Consider the following 17,949-nt stretch of genomic DNA (forward strand, 5'->3'; position numbering starts at 1 on the left):
TGAATGACGTGCGAATCCTGACCATTGACACATCGGCCGTTGCCAGTGCCGCCATCCTTGACTTCGACCCGCTTGACCCCGTGCGGACGGCGGAACTGGTGGCAAACTTCGCCACCGCCGACACCCGCAGCCACGCCGAGGTGCTGGCGCCGGGCGTGAAGTCGCTGTTCACCGACCCCGTCACCGAGGGTCCCACGTTGGATGCCATTGTGGTGGGCACCGGCCCGGGACCCTTCACAGGCCTGCGGGCCGGCATCGCCATGGCCCGCACGCTCAGCTTCACCTGGGGCGTTCCGCTGTACGGCATGATGAGCCTGGACGCGCTGGCACACCAGGTCTTTGACTCGCCCGCCTACAGGGACGGCCGGGCCGTGGGGCCTCTCGCCATGGGTGACTTCGTCATCGCCACGGACGCCCGCCGCAAGGAAGTGTACTGGGCAAGGTACAGCGCCGGCGCCCACCTGATCGATGGCCCGCATGTTGGCCCGGCCGATGAAATTTCAGGCGTCCAGGTGTTTGGTGCCGGGGCAGGACTCTACGAAGACGTCCTTGCCGGCAACGGCTGCAGTGTCTACGAACCCTTGGCAAAGGCCCAGCCGACGGCCGTTGACCTGGGCCGCGCCGCCGCACGCAAGATCATGGCCGCCGGTTCCGTCGAAGGCGCCGGCCTGCTCGATTCAACACCGCTGTATCTGCGCGAGTCTGACGCCAAGGTGCCCGGACCCCGGAAGCGCGCGCTCTGATGACGGACGGCAACGCCCCGGCACACCCGCCCGCCGTGCTGCGCGACATGGTCCCTGCCGACATTGACTTCATTACGGCGCTGGACAAGCACCTTTTTGGCGTGGACTCCTGGCCCCGCGACATGTTCGTTGGTGAGCTTGCCCAGCCCGAAACCCGGCGGTACGTCATCGCGGAGCTGCCATCCGGCGTCGAACATGAAGACGGCGAACGGCAGGCCGTGGGCTACGCCGGGCTGATGTGCGTGCCGCCGATCGGGGACATCCAGACCATTGGTGTCCTGCCCGAATTCGAGGGGCGCGGCATTGCCCGGGCCATGATGGACGAGCTCATCGCCGAGGCCGTGCGGCGCGGTGCCGAGGACATCATGCTTGAGGTCAGCTCGACCAACCCGCGGGCGCAAAATCTCTACCGGCGCTACGGCTTTGAACACATCCACACGCGGCGCAGGTACTACCGCGACGGCTCTGACGGGCTGATCATGCGCCTGAGCCTGGCCAACAACACTACAAAGAAGGACCCGTCATGAACCCGGCCAACCCGCTGATCCTGGGGATTGAATCCTCCTGCGACGAAACTGGTGTGGGGCTGGTGCGCGGCACCGAACTGCTGACAAACACGGTCTCCTCCTCCATGGAAGAACACGTGCGCTTCGGCGGAGTGATCCCCGAAATCGCCTCCCGCGCACACCTTGACGCGTTTGTGCCCACCCTGGCGCAGGCGCTCGCCGACGCCGGCGTGACGCTCCAGGACGTCGACGCGATAGCCGTCACAAGCGGGCCAGGCCTGGCCGGGGCGCTCATGGTGGGCGTCAGCGCGGCCAAGGCGCTGGCCCTTGCCACGGGCAAGCCGCTGTACGCCATCAACCACCTCGTGGCGCATGTTGGCGTCGGGCTGCTGGATGAATCCATCACTGCCGCGTACGACGGCGGGGCGCTGCCGGAGAATCTGGGTGCCCTTTTGGTCTCCGGCGGGCATACCGAGATTCTGCGGGTGCGCAGCATTGCTTCCGACGTCGAACTGCTCGGCGCCACGATCGATGACGCAGCCGGCGAGGCGTTTGACAAGGTCGCCCGGCTGCTGGGGCTGAGCTACCCCGGCGGGCCCGCCATCGACAGGCTCGCCAAGGAGGGCAACGCCAAGGCTGTGCGGTTCCCCCGCGGACTGACAATGCCCAAGTACATGGGCACAGCCGAAGAACCCGGGCCGCACCGCTACGACTTCTCCTTCTCCGGCCTGAAGACGGCCGTTGCCCGCTGCGTGGAGGGGTACGAGGCCCGCGGCGAGGACGTTCCCGTGGCCGACATTGCGGCGTCGTTCCAAGAATCCGTGCTGGATGTCATCACAGCGAAGGCAGTGCTGGCCTGCCGCGAACACGGCATCACCACCTTGTTGCTCGGTGGGGGAGTGGCCGCCAACTCGCGGCTGCGTGAGCTCGCGAAGCAGCGGTGCGCGGCCGCCGGCATCACGTTGCTGGTGCCGAAGCTCTCACTGTGCACCGACAACGGGGCCATGGTCGCCGCCCTCGGCGCCCAGCTCGTCATGAAGGGCGTTGCGCCCAGCGATTTGGCTTTCGCCACTGACTCCTCGATGCCCGTGACGAGCATCAGCCTCTAGCGACTCCGCCGCAGTCGCAGGAATCGGTAGCCGATACCGACTGCGAACATCACCAGCCCAGCCGCGACGGCGCCCACGGGCAGCGTCGCCACGAGAACCACGCACGCCGCGGCGCCCAGCAGCTGTAGGAACCGCGGGTAGCGGCGGTCCGCACCGCCCTGGGTGAACGCCGACACGTTGGCCACGAGGTAGTACACAAGCACACCAAAGGACGAAAACCCGATGGCGCCGCGGAGGTCGGCGAAGGCGATGATCACGCAAATCACCGCGCCCAGGGCCATCTCCGCCCGGTGCGGCACCTTGAACCGGGGATGGACGGCTGCAAACCAGCGGGGGAGGTCGGACTCGCGGGCCATGGCCAGCGATGTGCGCCCCAGCCCTGCCACCAAGGCAAGCAGCGCACCCAGGGACGCCAGCGCGGCGCCGATCCGCACTACCGGCGCGGCCCAGGCCCCCGGCCCTGACGCCACGGCGGCGGCGAGGGGAGCGGGGTTGGTGGCAACGCCGTCGGGCCCCAGCGAGGCAAGAAGGGTCAGGCCCACGCAGGCATACACGGCGGCGGCGATGGCCAGGGCCAGCAGAATGGCGCGCGGGATGGTGCGGCGCGGATCCCGGACCTCCTCGCCCAGCGTGGCGATCCGGGCATAACCGGCAAACGCGAAGAACAGCAGCCCCGCTGACTGCAGGATCCCGTACCACCCGTGCGAGAGCAGGCCGCCACCCAGGAGCGTGGCGCCGGTGATGCCGGGATGCCCTGCCCACACGGCGGCAACCGCGATGGCCAGCGCCGCCAGGACGGCAAACACAATGATCCGGGCGAGCGAGGCAGTGCGGCTCACGCCCGTGTAGTTGACAGCGACAAGAAGCACGACGGCGGCAATCGCCACCGGGCGCTCCCAACCGGCGGGCGCGGCGTAGGCGGCAAAGGTCATGGCCATGGCCGCGCTGCTCGCCACCTTGCCAACCACAAACCCCCAGCCCGCAAGGAAGCCCGGCCAGGGACCCAGCCGTTCCCTGCCGTACACGTACGTGCCGCCGGAGGTGGGGTAGGCAGCGGCCAGCTGGGCGGAGGACGTGGCATTGCAGTATGCCACGAAGGCTGCCACCGCCAGGCCGATCAGCAGTCCTGACCCCGCGGCCTGGGCGGCGGGCGTGAAGGCGGCAAACACCCCGGCCCCGATCATGGAGCCCAGTCCAATCACGACGGCGTCAAATGTTCCCAGCCTGCGGGCCAGCCCCTGTGTGTTGCTCATGCGGTTGGCTCTTTTCGTGGCCTATGTGCGTCAATGTTCGATGGTAGCCGAAGCATGTGAACGGCCGGTGAACGCTCGGTTGGTTTCTGCGCCGAAATTGGAAACGCTCGGTTGCTCGGTAACCGAGCGTTCCGTGTCTGAGGACCGGACATAACCGAGCGTTCCGTGTTTGAGGACAGGACGTAACCGAGCGTTTGGTGGGGCGGGCGGGTCAGCGGGCTGCCGGCAGCGTCAATTCCATGGTGGTTCCGCCCGGGCCGGTGGACGCTATCTCAATCGATCCGCCAGCGGCAACGGCAATCTCCCGAACGAGTGCCAGCCCCAGCCCGTAGCTGCGACGGCCGCCGGTTGCGGGCGTGCTGCTGTGGGCAAAACGGTCGAACACCCGTGCCGGGTCCATGCCGGTGATCCCCGTACCGGTGTCGGCGACAGTGACTGTGACAGTGCGTCCCCGTGATGAAGTGGCGACAGAGATGGTGCCGCCTTCGGGGGTGTGGTTCAGGGCGTTGTCGACGAGGCCGAGGATGGCACGGCGCAAACTGTTGGCCTGGATACGGACCCGGGGGTCGCCGTCGTGCATGGTTTGCAACACAATGCCGCGGGAGGCGGCCAGGTCCGCCAGGCTACCTGCCACCTCATCGACGAGTTGGGGGACGCCCACGTGTTCGGCCTGCTCGGTGGATTCCCCCGTGGCGGCAAGGAGAAGTTCCTGCACCGTCGCCGACAGCGCGGCCGTGTCCTGGCGGATCTGCCCGAGCAGACGGGCGGCGTCGGTGCCCGGCTCCACCTTGTGCTCGGCCAGCTGGACGCGGGAGTCAAGAATGGTCAACGGGGTGCGTAGCTCGTGGCTGGCGTCCTGGACAAAGCGCCGCTGCATCTCCAAGGCACGGCCCAGCGGGCGGATGGCGCTGCGGGCACTGAGCCAGCCAATGGCCCCAGCCGCCAGAACGCCGGCGATGCCGGCCAGCACCATGGCCTTGAGCATGTCATTGGATTCAACATAGACGCGGGTCGAGGTGTCGGCTGAGGCCACATTCGGATGGTCCGAGAGGTACAGCATGTACAAGGCGGCGGCAATGATGACAGCCACAACCATCACGGCAATGGCGATGGCGATGCGCAGGCCCACCATGAGGGCTGCGCGGCGCAGCTGGGGTGAATCGGCACTCGAGGGCAAGCCCGTGCCCAGGAAGCGGAGTGAGTGAGGGATTTTCATGCACCGTCGCCTATCTGGTAGCCCATGCCATGCACGGTGCGGATCACTGACTTGGACACCTTCTTGCGCAGGTAATGCACGTAGGTGTCAATGACACTTTGCGAGTCATCGGGGTGGAAGAGGTCATGCATCAATTCCTGGCGGGTGAACACTCGCTCGGGGCTGCCTGCCAGCAGCGCAAGGAATTCACTCTCCTTGGCTGTCAGCCCCACCTGCCCGCCGTAGCTTGAACGCAGGGAACGGCTGCCGGGGTCAAGGAGCCAGTCGCCCACCTGCAGCTGTTCCGGGGCGGGCGTGAAGCTTCGGGTCATGGCACGCAGCCGCGCCCTGAGCTCACCGGCGTCGAAGGGCTTGGTCATGTAGTCGTTCGCTCCGGCGTCGAGCCCGGCAATTTTTTCGGCCGTTCTGCCCAGCGCCGTGAGAATGATGGCGGGGGTGGTGATGCCTTTGGTGCGCAGCGCCGACACCAGCTCCAGACCGTCCATGCCGGGCAGGCCACGGTCGATGACCATGGCCTCCCAATGCGCTGTCAGCCCCAGATGCAGGCCCTTTTGCCCGTCTGATGCCAGCTGGACGTCGTAGTCGTCAGCCAAAAGCTCGGCTATCAGCGGTCCCAGGACGGGATCGTCTTCAACCAGCAGGAGCCGTGGCCTCTCATCAATGCGCATGCTCCTTATTGTCCCTTGCTTGCCCGGCAGTTTGTCCGGACTCAGGCCCGGTCTCCGCAGCGGACGCCTGAAAGGACTCCGGAACGGACTCCAGCCCGGTCTCGGGGGATCCGGCCCTGGATCCGGCCTTCGCCACGCGGCGCTTGTGCAGGAGGCTGATGACGCCCGGCAGCACCGAGGCCAGGACCAGCAGGATAGCGATGGCATCGACGTTCTTGGCGATGATGTCGTAGTGGCCCAGCCACGTGCCCAGCAGGACGACCGAACTGCCCCAGCCAACGGCGCCGAGAATGTTCCACAGCGTGAATTTCCTGTAGTTGTAATTGGCCACGCCCGCCACCAGGGGTGTGAAGGTGCGCACCACCGGGACAAAGCGGGCCAACACAATGGCCCAACCGCCGCGCTTGGCGAAGAACTCCTCGGTTTCCACCAGGTACTTGGTCTTGAGGATGCGGGCGTCGTCCTTGAACCAGCGCCGGCCAAACGTGCGGCCCAGCATGTAGCCCACCTGGTCGCCTGCAATGGCCGCCAGTACCACGACGCCAATCAGCACCGGAAGCGTCAGGTTCAGCTGCTGGTGCAGGAGCCCGGCCGTGAAAAGCAGCGAGTCGCCCGGCAGGAACGGGAACAACAGCCCCGATTCAATGAAGACAATCAGGGCCACGACGGCGAGCGTGGCCGGTCCGAATCCGCCAAGCAGCGCGGCGGGATCCAGCAGTGACTTCAGGCCCGGGGGAAGAAGGCCGCCGACTTGGGCACCTCCTGCAAGAAGGCCGTGCAGTGAGGGAACAATGTGATTCAGCAAAGGGGCCTCGATCAGGAGTTCGGGTGGGTGGACGTCGCGGCTGTGAGCGGCCCGAACCGGGCGAGCAGTGGGATCCGGGGCAGAACCGCGCCCTGGTACCTGTTCCACACACCCGCGAACACGAGCACCCCGGCGCTCGCAGCCAGGAAGGACGCCGCGACGTCGGTGGGGTAGTGCACCCCGACATAAATCCTGGACAAGGCCACAACCACGGGAACCACCAGGGCAAGAAGCGCCGCAACCTTGGCCCAGCGGCCGTTGCGCAGCAGGAACCAGAACGCCCAGGCCAGGCCGACGGCCAGGGCCACATGCCCGCTGGGGAAACTGTTTGAACCGGTTTCAGGGGCAAGTGGATCAAAGAGCAGCGCCGGATTTGGCCGCTGGCGTTCGACGAGGACCTTGAAGAACTGGCTTGAGAGCCACCCCGTGGCCGCCACGCCGCCAAAGGCGATGGCATTGACGGGCGACTTGCGCACCAGCAGCAGGAACAGGCACACCAGTGCGATCATGGTGAACCCGCCGACAGGCGAAAATGCCCTGTCGATCACCATTGCCAAGGCTGTCAGGATGCCAACGTGGTCCCGGCTCAGCTCCTGGTCGATCGTGAATTCACCCGAGGTGAAGTCGGGCGTGGACGCGACAAAGAACCCGAGTGCCAGCACGGCAACCGACAGGACGGCAACCCACACCCCCCAGAAGACGGGTTGCGGCAGCACCGCCAACCGCGTGGCGCGGACAGGTCTGGCGTTGGACTTTCCTATGGTGGATGGTGACGGCATCAAACAACTCCGATTCATGGCGGACAGGACGTGGCCCGAAGGCCCTGCCTCAACTGTTCTCCACGGAATCTAAGAATTCACTAAGAACAGCCCCGCGCAAGGGTTAGTTGCCTGCCATCTCCGCGACAAGTTCACGCACGACGGCGCGCAGCTCGCCGTCGTTGGCGGCGGCGACACGGCGCTGGCGCTGGTAACTGGCCCCGCCGGAAATGATCTTCTCGACGCTGGCGAGCTCGTCGGAGCAGCCAAGTTTGGCCGCCACGGGCTCGAGCTTGTTCAGCAGTTCCACTGTGTGCTCGGTGACAAGCTGCTCCTTGCCTGCCGCATCGAGGATGATGATGGCGTCCATGCCGTAACGGGCCGCGCGCCACTTGTTTTCCTGGATGTGCCACGGCGGCATGGTGGGGATGGTGCCGCCGTCGTTCAAGGTATTTGAGAAATCCTCCACGAGGCACTGGGTCAGGGCCGCGATGGCGCCAATTTCCTTGAGGGTGGACATGCCGTCGCAGATGCGCATTTCAATGGTGCCCAGGCCTGCCACGGGGCGGATGTCCCAGCGGATTTCGTTGGTCGCGTCAATGACACCGGTGGTGAACATGTCCTGCACGTAGGACTCGTAGGCGGCCCAGTCGGGGAACTGGAACGGCAGGCCTGCCGTGGGCAGCTGCTGGAACATGAGCGCCCGCTGTGATGCATAACCGGTGTCCTCGCCGTTCCAGTACGGGGAGGAGGCGGAGAGCGCCTGGAAATGCGGGAAGTAGTTGATGAGCCCGTCAAGGATGGGCATGGCCTTGGCAACATGGTCCAGGCCGACGTGGACGTGCACGCCGTAAATGAGCATCTGGCTGCCCCACCACTGGGTCCTGTCGACAAGCTTCGCGTAGCGTTCCTTGTCGGTGACTGCCTGGGTGCGCGGGTCGCTGAAGGGGTGGGTTCCGGCGCTGAGGAGGTCAAGCCCGAGCGGTGTTGAAGCATCCCGGAGGATGTTCAGGCTGCGCCGCAGGTCGTCTGTGCCTTCGGCGACCGTATGGCAGACTCCTGTGACCAACTCAACAGTGTTCTGCAGCATTTCACCCTTGATGTGGGCGTGCTCGCCATCTTTCCACGCGGCAGGATCGGCGGCCTGGATGTTTTTGAAAACATCATCGGCGCGCGCGGCAAGTTCACCGGTCTGCTGGTCGACAAGGGCAATTTCCCATTCCAGGCCCAGCGTTGACTGCTCTGACTTGGCGAAATCAATCTTCACGGGGCCCCCTTGGCAATGGTGGAGTTGTAGTGCAAGTCGGCAAGGGTGCCTGCTGCCTTCTGATTGTAGTTCAGGAACTGCGGCACAATGGTAAGGTGCCGATCCTGAACAAAGACATGACCTTGTGCATTTCCCTCGCCGCGCGGCCCAGCAACATTGGCACACGCTTCCACAATTACCTTTACGACGCGCTCGGACTGAACTTCGTCTACAAGGCGTTTGCGCCCACCGACATTGCGCAGGCCGTTGCCGGCATCCGGGGTCTGGGCATCCGCGGGGCCGCCGTGTCGATGCCGTACAAGGAAGACGTCATTGCCCTGGTCGACGCCATGGATGCCTCCGCCTCGGCCATAGATTCGGTCAACACCATCGTCAACGACGGCGGGGTTCTGACCGCGTACAACACCGACTACCTTGCCATCGCCAGGCTTTTGGCAGTGCATGAAGTGCAACCTTCCACCCCTGTCTTGCTGCGGGGTTCAGGTGGCATGGCCAAGGCTGTTGCCGCTGCCGTGCGCGACGCCGGATTCACCCAGGTCACGATCGTGGCCCGCAACGAGGAGCGTGGCCGGGCTCTTGCCGCGCTGTACGGTTTCGCATGGCTGGCCGAGGTCGGCGACGCCACGGCCGGGATGATCATCAACGTCACTCCCTTGGGCATGGCCGGCACCGACGAGTCCGTCCAGTCCTTCAGCGACACTGCGGTGGGCGCCGCGCAGGTCGTGTTCGACGTCGTCGCGCTTCCCTCCGAAACCCCGCTGGTCAAGGCTGGCCGGGCTGCCGGAAAGCAGGTCATCACGGGCGCGGAGGTCATCGCGATCCAGGCCGAGGAGCAGTTTGTCCTGTATACGGGCGTGCGCCCCAGCCCCGAACTGGTCCGAGAAGCCTCGGAGTTCTCCCGCAGCTGACCCCGCACCACGCAACGCTCGGTTACTTTTGGGGCTTAAATGACGTACGCTCCCTCACTTTGGTGCGGGAGCGTTCGTCAAAAGTGGACCAAAAGTAACCGAGCGTTTAGGGGGTGTGGGGTTCAACAACTACCGCGACACGGTCCTCGCCGATCCGGGTCAGTATCAGCGTGGCCTTGTTCGGCCCCTTGCCCGAACCTGTCAACAACTGGCGGCGCAGTTCCTCGGGGGTCGTGGAGATGCCGCGCTTCTTGATGTCGAGCACGCCGATCCGATTACCCTTCACCCAGGCCTTCAGAGCCTTGACGTTGAACGGCTTCACCTCAATGACCTTGTAGCTGCGGGCAAACGGGGTCTCGATGTGGGTGTCGGAGGACAGGTACGCGATGTGCTCATCCAGCAGGTGCGCGCCCATGCTCCTGGCCAGGTCCGCCACCAGCCCGGCGCGGATGACGGCGCCGTCGGGCTCGTAGAGGTAGCCGCTGATGGGGCCGAGCTCCGCGTCCTGCTTCGCCGGCTCATACTTCTGGGCACTTGTCAGCTCGGCGTTGCCATGGCGGCCGATGACAAGGGCTGCGCGGCGGATGCCGGGGCGGGCCAACTGGTTGAAATACAGTCCGGCCTCCACGACGTCGCCGTTGATGGAAATCCACTGGGCTTCGGCCGTCTCCGGCACGGCCTCGTGCGGGATTCCGGGCCCCATTTTCACGCCCACGGCCAGGCCCCTGTCCGCCAGCTCCTCAACGAAGGACAGGGGCGGGGAGAACGCCTCGGGATCAAAGAGGCGGGTGGTGCCGGAGGTGCTGGTGGTGCGGCGGGCCGGGTCAAGCCACACCCCCTGGATGCCTGTGAGGTCAACGTCCTGCGCCTGGGAGCACAGCACCTTGGCGTGGGGGAAAGGCATGAGGTTCACTGTGGTGCAGGCGGCGGTGACCTCGTCCATTTCCACGGCTGTCACGTTGATGTCAAGGCTGGCCATCGCAAGCGAGTCGGCGCCCAGACCGCAGCCCAGGTCGGCAACCGAGGTGATGCCCGCCGTCGTAAATCTTTGCGCGTGCAGGGCTGCGATGCTCAGGCGGGTGGCTTGTTCCAGCCCCGTCTGGGTGAACAGCATCTGGTGGGCGAACTCGCCAAATTTGGCCTCGGCCTTGGCCCGCAGCCTTGACTGCGTGAGCGCGGCGGCCACGAGCTCGGGGGAGTGCCCGGCCTTGCGCAGGGATTCGTTGAGCTTGAGGGAGTCTGCCTCGCTGTAGGGGTCAAGGGAGGACAAAAGTTCCCAGCCTTCAACAGTGAGCAGGGGGGAAATTGCGTCAGCGGCCATGCATTAACCCTAACCGCCAGCCGCGACACGCCGGACGCCCCCCTTGGCCAGCCGGGCGCCGTCGGGCATTCAGCTGTCCCGGCGAATCCACCTGAACGTGAAACGGCACAGGACCATGCCTACGACGAGCCACAGCCCCATGACCAGGGCCACCAGCCCCAGGTTCCAGGCTCCGCTGGGTTCGGCGGCCTCGAACGACGCCGGCAGAAACACGCTGCGCATCCCCTGGGCCATCCATTTCAGCGGGAAGATGCTGGCGATGTTTTGCAGCCAGCCGGGCAGCTGGGAAAAGTTCAGGTAGACGCCCGAGATGAACTGCAGCAGGAGCACGATCGGGATGACCACGGCCGTGGCGCTTTTCCCCGTCCGCGGCAGTGCCGAGAGCGCAATGCCCAAAACGCAGCTGGTGATGACGCCAAACAGGAACACCCAGGCGAACGTCAGCCACTTGGCGGGTTCGGTGGGCATTGCCACATCGAAGGCAAAGCGGGCCACGAGCAGCAACAAAATCACCTGCATGACCGAGCTGGCGAACACCATGCCGATCTTGCCCATGAAGTACGAGAATACAGGCAGGGGAGTGCCCGCCAGCCGTTTGAGCGTGCCGTCGCCCTTCTCCCCGGCAATGTCCACGCCCAGGTTCTGCACGCCGCTGAGCAGCATGCCCGCAGCGACCATGCCGGGGACGTAGTACGCCGCGAAGCTGATGCCGCCGGTGCCGTCGGGTGCCGCGCCGAGGTTCCCGCTGGTGCTGAAAGCCACGGCGAATACCGACAACATCAGGATGGGGAAAAGGAACGTGAAGAAGACGGAGTCGCCTTGGCGGAAGTACACCCGCAGTTCATATCCGATCCGGGATGCCCCCAGCGCCAGTGTCCTCATGCTGCATCCTCCTGGACTTCCGCGCCGGCCGCCGCATGGCTGCCCACAAGCTCAAGGTAAATGTCCTCAAGGCTTGGCCTGGTGATTTCCAGCGAATCAACCTCTCCGCCTGCCTCCGCATACAGCCGCGCGGCCAGTGCCGATGGCTCGGCCGTCCGCTGCTGATGTACGACGCCGTCCTGCCGCCACCGCACGAGCGGCACCTTTGCGCCGGGTCCGCCAATGTCGTCGATGGCGCCGATGTCCACGAGTTTTCCGCCAAGGATGACCCCCGCGCGGTCGGCCAGGGTTGCCGCCTCATCCAGGTAGTGGGTCGTCAGCAAGATGGTGGTGCCCTCGTCCTGGAGTTCGGTGACAAGCCCCCAAAACTGGCGCCTTGCCTCGGGGTCAAAGCCGGTGGTCGGCTCATCCAGAAACAGCAGCCGGGGCCGGCCAATGATGCCAAGGGCCACGTCCACCCGCCGGCGCTGGCCCCCGGAGAGTTTGCCGATTCGGGTCTTGGCCTTGCCGGAAAGTCCCACGGCTTCGATGACCTCAGCTACATTGCGCGGGTTGGGGTAGTAGCCGGCGAAGTGATTGAGCTGCTCAAGGACCGTGACATTGCCGCTCTCGCCCGTTGACTGCAGCACGATCCCGAGCTGCGCCTTCCAGTCCAACCCGCCGCGTTGGGGATCGACGCCAAGCACCTCCACGTCGCCGCCGGTCCTGTCCCGGTAGCCTTCAAGGATTTCAATAGTGGTGCTTTTCCCTGCGCCGTTGGGGCCTAGCAGGGCAAAGGTTTCGCCTTCATCGATGTCGAAGCTGATGCCGTCGACGGCGGTGAAGGCCCCGTACGCCTTCGTCAGGCCTCGCACGTGCACAGGACTTTTTGTCATTTGCCCATCCTGCCATCACGGTCGGGTCGGGGCAAAGGTGCGCCATGAGCGAAACCGGGCCCGCCGCCGTCGTACTTTTGGGGCTAAAGCTGGCACTCGCCTTGACCGAGTGCTAATCGATTCCCTAGAGTCGGAGTTAGCACTCTCACCCTGAGGCTGCTAACTTGCTGATCTTTTTGGCCATGGGAGCACTACCGGCACCGCGACGACGGTTGGCGCTCCGCACATCATGGCGAGGAAGACTGCCAGGCATCCAAGAAATTTACGCATGTGAAAGGGAGGTCCGAGTGTCGGTCTCTATTAAGCCTCTTGAGGATCGTATTGTTGTTCGCCAGCTCGAAGCAGAGCTGACCACCGCTTCCGGTCTGGTTATCCCGGATACTGCCAAGGAAAAGCCCCAGGAGGGCGAAGTTGTGGCAGTGGGACCCGGCCGCGTTGATGACAACGGCAACCGTGTCCCGATCGATGTTGCCGTTGGCGACGTCGTCATTTACTCCAAGTACGGTGGAACCGAAGTGAAGACCGGTGGCGAAGAGCTGCTCGTCCTCTCGGCCCGCGACGTACTGGCCATCGTCGTTAAGTAACGACTTTCGTCCCGTAACCACTTTGTAAAGCCCCGCGACCGGGACCGTTCACAGGTCACGGCCGTGGGGTCTTTGCGTGAAAGGAACACAACGCATGGCTAAGCAGCTTGCTTTTAATGACGACGCTCGGAAGGCCCTTGAGGCCGGTATCGATAAGCTCGCCGACACCGTCAAGGTGACCCTCGGCCCGCGCGGTCGCAACGTAGTGCTGGACAAGAAGTGGGGCGCCCCCACCATCACCAACGACGGCGTCACCATTGCTCGCGAGATCGAGCTTGAAGACCCGTACGAGAACCTCGGCGCACAGCTGGCCAAGGAAGTTGCCACGAAGACCAACGATGTTGCCGGCGACGGCACCACCACGGCCACCGTTTTGGCACAGGCACTGGTCAAGGAAGGCCTGCGCAACGTTGCTGCAGGTGCGGCTCCCGGCGAGCTCAAGCGCGGCATCCAGGTTTCAGTTGAAGCCATTGCCAAGCGTTTGCTGGAGAACGCCCGCCCGGTCGAGGGTGGACAGGTTGCAGAAGTTGCCGCCATCTCCGCTCAGAGCCAGGAAATCGGTGACCTGCTCGCCGAGGCATTCGAGAAGGTCGGCAAGGATGGTGTCATCACCATCGAAGAGTCCTCGACCACCTCAACCGAACTGGTCCTCACCGAGGGCATGCAGTTCGACAAGGGCTACCTGTCCCCGTACTTCGTCACCGATGCGGAACGCCAGGAAGCTGTCATGGAAGATGCACTGGTTCTGATCAACCAGGGCAAGATCTCCAACCTGCAGGAATTCCTGCCGCTGCTGGAAAAGGCACTTGCTGCCAACAAGCCGCTGTTCATCATTGCCGAAGACGTCGACGGCGAGGCACTGTCCACGCTGATCGTCAACCGTTTGCGCGGCACCTTGAACGTTGTTGCCGTCAAGGCTCCGGGCTTCGGGGACCGCCGCAAGGCCATGCTGCAGGACATCGCGATCCTGACCGGCGCACAGGTTGTTTCCGCAGAGATCGGCCTGTCCCTGGACCAGGTCGGTCTCGAGGTGCTGGGTACGGCCCGCCGCATCACTGTCACCAAGGACAACACCACCATTGTTGACGGTGCTGGCACCGCTGACGATGTTGCAGCCCGCGTTGCCCAGCTGCACGCCGAGCTCAAGCGCACCGACTCCGACTGGGACAAGGAAAAGCTGCAGGAACGCCTGGCCAAGCTGGCCGGCGGCATCGGCGTGATCAAGGTTGGCGCAGCCACCGAGGTCGAGCTGAAGGAAAAGAAGCACCGCATTGAGGACGCAGTGTCCGCAACGCGTGCAGCTTTGGAAGAAGGCATTGTTGCCGGTGGCGGTTCCGCACTGGTCCAGGCAGCCAAGGCACTCGACGACGACGCAACAGTGACCGCCCTGACCGGCGACTCTGCAACCGCCATCGAGCTGGTTCGCAAGGCTGTAGCTCAGCCGCTGCGCTGGATCGCCCAGAACGCAGGCCACGACGGCTACGTTGTTGTGCACAAGGTTGGCGAACTTGAAGACGGCTTCGGCTTCAACGCAGCAACCGGCGTGTACGAGAACCTGGTCTCCGCCGGCGTCATCGACCCGGTCAAGGTCACCCGCTCGGCCCTGCGCAACGCAGCCTCCATCGCGGCACTGGTGCTCACCACCGAGGTTCTCGTGTCGGACAAGCCTGCCGAGGACGCCGAAGCAGCCCACCAGCACTAATCCCCACGCCCTCAGATATGGGTCGCTAGCGACCCATATCTGGACCCGTCGCAGGCGTTGGCCCGACACGTTTCTTCCGAAGGTGTGGGCTTGCCAAAAGTGACACCGTTTGCGCTTTCGGACACCGGTATACCGGTGTCCGAAAGCGCAAACGGTGTCACTTTTGGCACTTAACGTGGTTTCTTGCCGGGGGTCAATGCGCGCAGGGCGTTTAAGATGGTGGCCAGGTCAATGACTTCTTGGGCAAGTGCCCCGGCCACGGCAGGGATCAGCCCCCACGCTGCCATAAACATCAGCCCCACACTGAGGATGATGCCAATCCAGATACTTTCGACGGCGATCCGCACCGTCCGCTGCCCGATCTGCACCGACTGGGCCACCTTGGCCAGATCATCGACCATGATGACAACATCTGCTGACTCGCTTGCTGCGGTGGAGCCCTTGGCACCCATGGCAATTCCGACGTCGGCCGAGGCAAGGACGGGGGCATCATTGATCCCGTCGCCCACCATCAACACCTGGCGGTGCTCCAACGCATTGACGAGCCGCACTTTGTCAGCAGGCAGCAACCCGGCATGGATCTCGGTGATGCCAGCCTCCGCAGCAATAAACTTCGCCGTTGCCTCGGCGTCCCCCGTGAGCATGACCCTATCGGCTACCCCTAGTGCCTGCAGTGCTGCTAAAGTGGCTGGCGCTTCTGGACGCAGCGGATCCCGCATAATCAGGGTCCCGGCAAAGCGCCCGTCAATGCCTACATAGACGGCCAACTGCCCGCCTGCCAGTGACACCTCCTGAACGCCGCTGGCTTGGCTAGCAACAAAGGCGCGTTTGCCCACCAAAATATGGCGTCCGCCAAAATTGGCGCTGACCCCATTGGTTGCGTGCTCGATGGCAGAATCGGTGATGTGGAGCGCCAATCCTCGGGACCGTGCCTCGGTCACGATAGCGGCGGCCAACACATGGGAGGAGTATTGCTCTGCAGAGGCAGTGAGCGCCAGTAACTCGTCAGGGTCCAGCCCGATGCTGCGGATCTCATGGAGTGTGGGCTCGCCACTTGTCAGTGTTCCGGTCTTGTCGAATGCGGCTGTCTTGACCCGAGAGAGTTGCTCTAGTGTTCCTCCGCTCTTGACGATGATTCCGGATTTAGCGGACCGGCTCATGCCGCCCAAAAAGGCCACTGGCGCGGCAATCAGCAAGGGGCAAGGGGTCGCCACCACGAGGACTTCGGCAAAGCGGGCGGGGTCGCTACTGAGAAACCACGCCAACCCGGCCAGTGCCAACGAAAAAGCCGTGAACGGGACGGCGTACCTGTCAGCGAGCCGCACCACGGGGGCTTTGCTTTCGGCAGCATCGCGCACCAGGGCAATGATGCGGCTGAACTGGGAATCTTCCTCACGGGCGCTCACCCTGATACGCACAGCACCTGGCCCGTTGACGGCTCCGCTGAGCACGGGATCGTCCACAAAGTGCTCAACAGGCATACTTTCCCCTCGCAGTGCCGATTCGTCAAACATGGCCGGGCCGGAGAGCAATACACCATCCACCGGCACCACTTCTGCCGGACGGACTAGCAGCGAATCGCCAATCTCAATCTCAGTCAGTGGCACATCTGAGGTTGTCCCATCGGGGTTCTCGCGGTGGGCAAGGCGTGGTGCGCGTTCGAGCAGCGAACGCAGCTCCCGGTTGGCGCGTCCCGTGGCGTAATCCTCAAGGGCGGCGCCCCCGGTCAGCATCAAGATGATGATCAAAGATGCGATGTATTCGCCAACGGCCACCGTGGCAAAGATCGCCGTGACCGCAAGAATGTCTGTCCCCCAGTGACCGCGCATGATGTCCTTGACCATGCCAACGCCCTGATGCAAAGCGATGGCGACGGCGTAGATGATTGCCGTCCAGCGTGCGGCATCTTGATGGCCGGTCAGCAGCATAAACGCCACTATGATGCCTGTTAGGACCGTCAGCCACACCAGAGGGTATCGGCGTAGCACTGTCATCAAGCCCCGTTGCGGGCGCGGCGTACCATGGAGGTCCGGTTCCGGAGAACGGTTAGTCAAGAGCCCTGCAGCTAATTCCTTCATATCACCACTGTGCCTCAGCCTCGCTGCGAATCCCAGTATTGGAACTCCTGGGACCACGTAAAGAGGTGGTCACCGGCGGAAGGGGTTCCGCGAGCCCACACTGTGCGCCGTTGCCGCCGCGTTGGCTGCAGAGTAGCGGGTGGGTGCCGGCCGCCGACGCCGCACCATCCTGTATAGAAGCAGCACGGCGGCAGCGGACACCACGATCCCTGCACCATTGATGAACAGCTGCAGTGCCGACCCGGCGGCCCGGCCATGCTCGCCAAGCACCAGTGCCACGGCAACATATCCGGCCGCGGGAACCGTCGTGACGGAAATGAAGACGCCCACCAGGGCCGCGGATTTCCTGCCGATCAGTGAGAGCATGCCTGCCGCCCCAGCTAGAACTGCCACGATGAACGAGTAGGGCCCCGGGTGGTAAATAAATTCGGTGGCCCGGTTTTGGCTGAGCACCTCAGCCGGGCTGAACAAGCCCAACCACGCCGAAACGACAGTGGCCAGCGCTGTCAACGCCATGGCGATCGGGAAACCGACAACGAGCGCCACGGCGGCCCGGCGGGCAAGTTTCCACCGGCGGTCCACCACGGCCAACGCCAGTCCTGCCAGTGGGCCGAATTCCGGGCCCACCACCATGGCCCCGACGATGGCGATGGTGGAATCGGTGAGGATGCCGATCCCTGCCAATTGAACAGCAATGATCAAAAAAGTCAGGTAGCTCCACGTCAGCTTCGAATCTGCGTTGGTGTCCTTTTCCACTTCATCCCAGATGATGGCGTCGGCACCGTCCCCCGCGACTTCGCGGTCGGCTTCCTCCAGCCTGTCTGAAATGACAAGTTCCGGTGCTGTGATGCTGACGGAGCCTTGATGGCCGATGTCGAGCTCATGCAACTTTTCCAGCAGCCCTTCGACCGATTCCCGCACCGCCTGCAGGACGATGACGTCTCCCTGCGGCACCAGGGATGCGCCTTCCATGCAGGAGATTTCCGCAACCCCCGGGTGGTTGCGGGCAATCGAGATGACCGAGTCGGCAGCGCCGGATGGGACAACAATGCGGATTTGAAGTGCCATGGGTGTTCCTTTGTTGTGTCGGCTCGTGCGGTTGATTCTAGGGGATAGAGGCAGTACATGGTCGGGCCGTGTGCATGGACGGCAAGCACTTTTGACGTTTCTGCCTGAACCGGTGCGACGTGGGGAAACAGCAGCCGTGGGCTGCGCCACTGCGGAATAAGGTCGGCGCCGCCGTCGTTTAGACTGTATTCAACGCACAGGCCAGC

General features: G+C 64.1%; 17 protein-coding genes. 6 read left to right on the plus strand and 11 right to left on the minus strand.

Annotated features, from left to right (window positions below):
• Positions 1–8 precede the first annotated feature (8 nt).
• From tsaB to tsaD, 3 genes are read left to right on the plus strand one after another with little or no spacing between them, the layout of a single operon-like run.
• Positions 9–743, plus strand: coding sequence for a tRNA (adenosine(37)-N6)-threonylcarbamoyltransferase complex dimerization subunit type 1 TsaB (gene tsaB, locus AAGW05_RS15325; protein ID WP_411805424.1), 735 nt, complete (start codon positions 9–11; stop codon positions 741–743).
• Positions 743–1,270 carry a ribosomal protein S18-alanine N-acetyltransferase gene (gene rimI, locus AAGW05_RS15330; RefSeq protein WP_411805425.1) on the plus strand — a complete coding sequence of 176 codons (528 nt, stop codon included), beginning with the start codon at positions 743–745 and terminating at the stop codon, positions 1,268–1,270. The genes tsaB and rimI overlap by 1 nt, the downstream gene beginning before the upstream one ends.
• The gene (gene tsaD, locus AAGW05_RS15335; protein ID WP_411805426.1) at positions 1,267–2,358 is read left to right on the plus strand and encodes a tRNA (adenosine(37)-N6)-threonylcarbamoyltransferase complex transferase subunit TsaD; all 1,092 of its coding nucleotides are present in this window, start codon (positions 1,267–1,269) and stop codon (positions 2,356–2,358) included. Before rimI ends, tsaD begins: the two co-directional genes overlap by 4 nt.
• On the opposite strand, the gene AAGW05_RS15340 is transcribed toward tsaD, so the two are convergent.
• The 6 genes from AAGW05_RS15340 to AAGW05_RS15365 all read right to left on the minus strand — a co-directional run bounded on the left by AAGW05_RS15340 (position 2,355) and on the right by AAGW05_RS15365 (position 8,325).
• Positions 2,355–3,611 (minus strand): APC family permease, encoded by a 1,257-nt coding sequence (locus AAGW05_RS15340; RefSeq protein WP_411805427.1) that lies wholly within the window; start codon positions 3,609–3,611, stop codon positions 2,355–2,357. The two genes, tsaD and AAGW05_RS15340, sit on opposite strands and share 4 nt — an antisense overlap.
• Positions 3,612–3,822: 211 nt before the next feature.
• Positions 3,823–4,827 (minus strand): sensor histidine kinase, encoded by a 1,005-nt coding sequence (locus AAGW05_RS15345; RefSeq protein WP_411805428.1) that lies wholly within the window; start codon positions 4,825–4,827, stop codon positions 3,823–3,825.
• Complete coding sequence (locus AAGW05_RS15350) at positions 4,824–5,495, minus strand: response regulator transcription factor (protein ID WP_411805429.1); 672 nt, start codon at positions 5,493–5,495, stop codon at positions 4,824–4,826. Before AAGW05_RS15350 ends, AAGW05_RS15345 begins: the two co-directional genes overlap by 4 nt.
• Positions 5,485–6,300 carry a DedA family protein gene (locus tag AAGW05_RS15355; protein ID WP_411805430.1) on the minus strand — a complete coding sequence of 272 codons (816 nt, stop codon included), beginning with the start codon at positions 6,298–6,300 and terminating at the stop codon, positions 5,485–5,487. The genes AAGW05_RS15350 and AAGW05_RS15355 overlap by 11 nt, the downstream gene beginning before the upstream one ends.
• 11 nt (positions 6,301–6,311) lie before the next feature.
• On the minus strand, positions 6,312–7,079 hold the full coding sequence (locus tag AAGW05_RS15360; RefSeq protein ID WP_411805432.1) for a phosphatase PAP2 family protein: 768 nt from the start codon (positions 7,077–7,079) through the stop codon (positions 6,312–6,314).
• A gap of 103 nt (positions 7,080–7,182) precedes the next feature.
• Positions 7,183–8,325, minus strand: coding sequence for a glutamate--cysteine ligase (locus AAGW05_RS15365; protein ID WP_411805433.1), 1,143 nt, complete (start codon positions 8,323–8,325; stop codon positions 7,183–7,185).
• A gap of 95 nt (positions 8,326–8,420) precedes the next feature.
• Between AAGW05_RS15365 and AAGW05_RS15370 the strand changes: the two genes are divergently transcribed.
• Positions 8,421–9,233, plus strand: coding sequence for a shikimate 5-dehydrogenase (locus AAGW05_RS15370; protein ID WP_411805434.1), 813 nt, complete (start codon positions 8,421–8,423; stop codon positions 9,231–9,233).
• Between the two features lie 106 nt (positions 9,234–9,339).
• On the opposite strand, the gene AAGW05_RS15375 is transcribed toward AAGW05_RS15370, so the two are convergent.
• From AAGW05_RS15375 to AAGW05_RS15385, 3 genes are all read right to left on the minus strand, one after another.
• Positions 9,340–10,554 carry a THUMP-like domain-containing protein gene (locus AAGW05_RS15375; protein ID WP_411805435.1) on the minus strand — a complete coding sequence of 405 codons (1,215 nt, stop codon included), beginning with the start codon at positions 10,552–10,554 and terminating at the stop codon, positions 9,340–9,342.
• 69 nt (positions 10,555–10,623) lie between these two features.
• On the minus strand, positions 10,624–11,436 hold the full coding sequence (locus tag AAGW05_RS15380) for an ABC transporter permease (protein ID WP_411805436.1): 813 nt from the start codon (positions 11,434–11,436) through the stop codon (positions 10,624–10,626).
• Positions 11,433–12,311 carry an ATP-binding cassette domain-containing protein gene (locus tag AAGW05_RS15385; protein ID WP_411805437.1) on the minus strand — a complete coding sequence of 293 codons (879 nt, stop codon included), beginning with the start codon at positions 12,309–12,311 and terminating at the stop codon, positions 11,433–11,435. Before AAGW05_RS15385 ends, AAGW05_RS15380 begins: the two co-directional genes overlap by 4 nt.
• 287 nt (positions 12,312–12,598) lie before the next feature.
• Here AAGW05_RS15385 and groES point away from each other — a divergent pair, with 287 nt between their 5' ends.
• Both groES and groL read left to right on the plus strand, forming a co-directional pair.
• A complete protein-coding gene (groES, locus tag AAGW05_RS15390) occupies positions 12,599–12,895 on the plus strand; it encodes a co-chaperone GroES (RefSeq protein WP_038464523.1) in 297 nt (98 codons plus the stop codon).
• 94 nt (positions 12,896–12,989) lie between these two features.
• Positions 12,990–14,597 (plus strand): chaperonin GroEL, encoded by a 1,608-nt coding sequence (groL, locus tag AAGW05_RS15395; protein WP_411805438.1) that lies wholly within the window; start codon positions 12,990–12,992, stop codon positions 14,595–14,597.
• Positions 14,598–14,767: 170 nt separating this feature from the next.
• On the opposite strand, the gene AAGW05_RS15400 is transcribed toward groL, so the two are convergent.
• Entirely contained in the window at positions 14,768–16,525 is a 1,758-nt protein-coding gene (locus AAGW05_RS15400) for a heavy metal translocating P-type ATPase (RefSeq protein ID WP_411805459.1), read from the minus strand.
• Between the two features lie 219 nt (positions 16,526–16,744).
• Positions 16,745–17,743, minus strand: a complete 999-nt coding sequence (locus AAGW05_RS15405) for a DUF389 domain-containing protein (protein WP_411805439.1) — start codon at positions 17,741–17,743, stop codon at positions 16,745–16,747.
• Positions 17,744–17,949: the final 206 nt, after the last annotated feature.

The organism is Arthrobacter sp. LAPM80, from assembly GCF_046736435.1.
GTDB lineage: Bacteria > Actinomycetota > Actinomycetes > Actinomycetales > Micrococcaceae > Specibacter.

What these genes read in the sequence shown, in the direction of transcription:
- rimI (WP_411805425.1), top strand. Translation starts at nt 743, where the DNA reads ATGACGGACGGCAACGCCCCGGCACACCCGCCCGCCGTGCTGCGCGAC.
- tsaD (WP_411805426.1), top strand. Translation starts at nt 1,267, where the DNA reads ATGAACCCGGCCAACCCGCTGATCCTGGGGATTGAATCCTCCTGCGAC.
- AAGW05_RS15340 (WP_411805427.1), bottom strand. Translation starts at nt 3,611, where the DNA reads ATGAGCAACACACAGGGGCTGGCCCGCAGGCTGGGAACATTTGACGCC.
- AAGW05_RS15345 (WP_411805428.1), bottom strand. Translation starts at nt 4,827, where the DNA reads ATGAAAATCCCTCACTCACTCCGCTTCCTGGGCACGGGCTTGCCCTCG.
- AAGW05_RS15350 (WP_411805429.1), bottom strand. Translation starts at nt 5,495, where the DNA reads ATGCGCATTGATGAGAGGCCACGGCTCCTGCTGGTTGAAGACGATCCC.
- AAGW05_RS15360 (WP_411805432.1), bottom strand. Translation starts at nt 7,079, where the DNA reads ATGCCGTCACCATCCACCATAGGAAAGTCCAACGCCAGACCTGTCCGC.
- AAGW05_RS15375 (WP_411805435.1), bottom strand. Translation starts at nt 10,554, where the DNA reads ATGGCCGCTGACGCAATTTCCCCCCTGCTCACTGTTGAAGGCTGGGAA.
- AAGW05_RS15380 (WP_411805436.1), bottom strand. Translation starts at nt 11,436, where the DNA reads ATGAGGACACTGGCGCTGGGGGCATCCCGGATCGGATATGAACTGCGG.
- AAGW05_RS15385 (WP_411805437.1), bottom strand. Translation starts at nt 12,311, where the DNA reads ATGACAAAAAGTCCTGTGCACGTGCGAGGCCTGACGAAGGCGTACGGG.
- groL (WP_411805438.1), top strand. Translation starts at nt 12,990, where the DNA reads ATGGCTAAGCAGCTTGCTTTTAATGACGACGCTCGGAAGGCCCTTGAG.
- AAGW05_RS15400 (WP_411805459.1), bottom strand. Translation starts at nt 16,525, where the DNA reads ATGCTGCTGACCGGCCATCAAGATGCCGCACGCTGGACGGCAATCATC.
- AAGW05_RS15405 (WP_411805439.1), bottom strand. Translation starts at nt 17,743, where the DNA reads ATGGCACTTCAAATCCGCATTGTTGTCCCATCCGGCGCTGCCGACTCG.